The organism is Streptomyces sp. NPDC058664 (assembly GCF_042716635.1).
In the GTDB taxonomy this organism is placed as follows: Bacteria; Actinomycetota; Actinomycetes; order Streptomycetales; family Streptomycetaceae; genus Streptomyces.
The window spans coordinates 1-2,150 of record NZ_JBHXRW010000182.1 but is presented as its reverse complement, the minus strand read 5'-3'; the positions used below and the strand labels follow the sequence as shown (position 1 = coordinate 2,150).

The window sequence follows — 2,150 nt, the reverse complement described above, 5'->3', positions numbered from 1 at the left end:
CCGGTGACCTCCTCGGGCTTGACGCCCTTCATGGAGTCCAGGACGCCGCTCTTGGTGAGGTCGAAGGGGAAGCGGGCGATGACACAGCGCACGATGCCTCACAGGGAGAAGAAGGGGGTGGTCCCGCCGTGGTGACGCGGTTCACGCAAGGACGAGGGCGGGCGCGGGGACGTCCGGGGTGCCGTCCTGTTCACCCACGACGGACGGGGTGAGGATCCGGCGTGTCCGTACGGCCCGTCCGGTCGCCGGAGTGGCGGCCGAGGTGAGCGGCCCGCCGTCGTCGGGGAGGTCGCGCAGCTGGACGCGGTCCGTGTAGGCGGAACTGCCGCGGACGGTGGTGAGCTGGTCCCGGGTGACCAGCCGGGTGCGGAGGCCGTCGTCGTCGCACACGAGCAGGTGCCCGGTGCGGGCGCCGGCCATGACGGACAGGGCCACCTCGACGGTCATGTCATCGGAGACCCGCGGCCCGTCGGTGTCCAGGGCCGCCCCCCGGTACCCGGGGGTGACGTCCTCCGGAGTGGCCTGCGTCTGAACCAGCGTCACGAATTACCTCCTGCGAAGACGGATCGGCCCGGGTCGGCTTTCTGGGCGCGTGGCGTTCAGGCCGCCGCGCCGGCGGCGGAACCTCGTCCACCGGCCCGCCGGGCGGCCGCGGCGGGACCGCGCCGGCCGCGGGTGGCCGTGCCGCGCTTGCGCCGCTCGGCGACCGGCGCGGTGATGGTCACCGGGATGCCCGAGGGGGTCCGGGCGCCGGTGATCCGGGCGAGCGCCTCCTCGCCGGAGCGGACCTGGGTGGTCTGGGGCACGATGCCGGCGGCCACCATCAGACGGGTCATGTCGCGGCGCTGCTGGGGGGTGACCAGGGTGACGACGCTGCCGGACTCGCCGGCCCGCGCGGTGCGGCCGCCCCGGTGGAGGTAGTCCTTGGGGTCGGTCGGCGGGTCGACGTTGACCACCAGGTCGAGGTGGTCGACGTGGATGCCCCGGGCGGCGACGTTCGTGGCGACCAGCACGGTGACGTGCCCGGTCTTGAACTGGGCCAGGGTACGGGTGCGCTGCGGCTGCGAGCGCCCGCCGTGCAGGGCGGCGGCCCGCACCCCGCTGTCGAGGAGGTCCTGGGTGAGACGGTCCACCGCGTGCTTGGTGTCCAGGAACATGATCACCCGGCCCTCGCGGGCCGCGATCTGCGTCGTCGTGCGGTGCTTGTCCGCGCCGTGCACGTGCAGGACGTGGTGCTCCATCGTGGTGACCGCGCCCTGGGAGGGATCCACCGAGTGCACCACGGGATCGGTGAGGTAACGGCGCACCAGCAGGTCGACGTTGCGGTCCAGGGTCGCGGAGAACAGCATCCGCTGCCCCTCCGGTCGGACCTGGTCCAAAAGCGCGGTGACCTGCGGCATGAAGCCCATGTCGGCCATCTGGTCGGCCTCGTCCAGGACCGTGACCGCGACCTGGTCCAGCCGGCAGTCACCGCGGTCGATGAGGTCCTTCAGACGCCCCGGGGTGGCCACCACGACCTCGGCGCCGCCGCGCAGCGCGCCGGCCTGCCGGCCGATCGGCATCCCGCCGACCACGGTGGCCAGGCGCAGCTTCACGGCGCGGGAGTACGGGGCGAGGGCGTCGGTGACCTGCTGGGCGAGTTCCCGGGTGGGGACCAGGATCAGGGCCAGCGGCTGGCGGGGCTCGGCGCGCCGTCCGGCGGTACGGGCCAGCAGGGCCAGGCCGAAGGCGAGGGTCTTGCCGGAGCCGGTCCGGCCGCGGCCCAGGACGTCACGGCCCGCCAGGGAGTTCGGCAGCGTCGCCGCCTGGATGGGGAACGGCACGGACACGCCCTGCGCGACGAGCCCGGCCAGCAGCTCCGCGGGCATGTCGAGGTCGGCGAACGCCTCGACGGCGGGCAGTGCGGGGGTGATCGTCTTCGGCGGTGCGAACTCTCCCTGCACCGCGGCGGGCCGCCGGCCGTGGCCGCCCGACCGGTTCGGGCCCGCGGAGCGCTTCGGCGCGGACCCGCCGAAGCGGCCGGCCCGGCCCGTACCGGCGGTGGAACCCGAGCCGGAGGAGTCGTACGCGTGGCCGCCGCTGCGGCGGGTGCGAGAAGAGCGGCTGTTCGTGCGCGTGGGGTTCATACAGAACCTTCCTTGATACGGCGC

Annotated in this window: 2 protein-coding genes; both read right to left on the bottom strand. The window is 74.3% G+C overall.

Translation table 11 applies throughout. From position 1 onward, the window contains the following. Positions 1-141: 141 nt before the first annotated feature. A complete protein-coding gene (locus ACFWUY_RS41325) occupies positions 142-543 on the bottom strand; it encodes a CBS domain-containing protein (protein WP_384122104.1) in 402 nt (133 codons plus the stop codon). Between the two features lie 56 nt (positions 544-599). Next, the gene (locus ACFWUY_RS41320) at positions 600-2,126 is read right to left on the bottom strand and encodes a DEAD/DEAH box helicase (protein ID WP_384122101.1); all 1,527 of its coding nucleotides are present in this window, start codon (positions 2,124-2,126) and stop codon (positions 600-602) included. Positions 2,127-2,150: the final 24 nt, after the last annotated feature.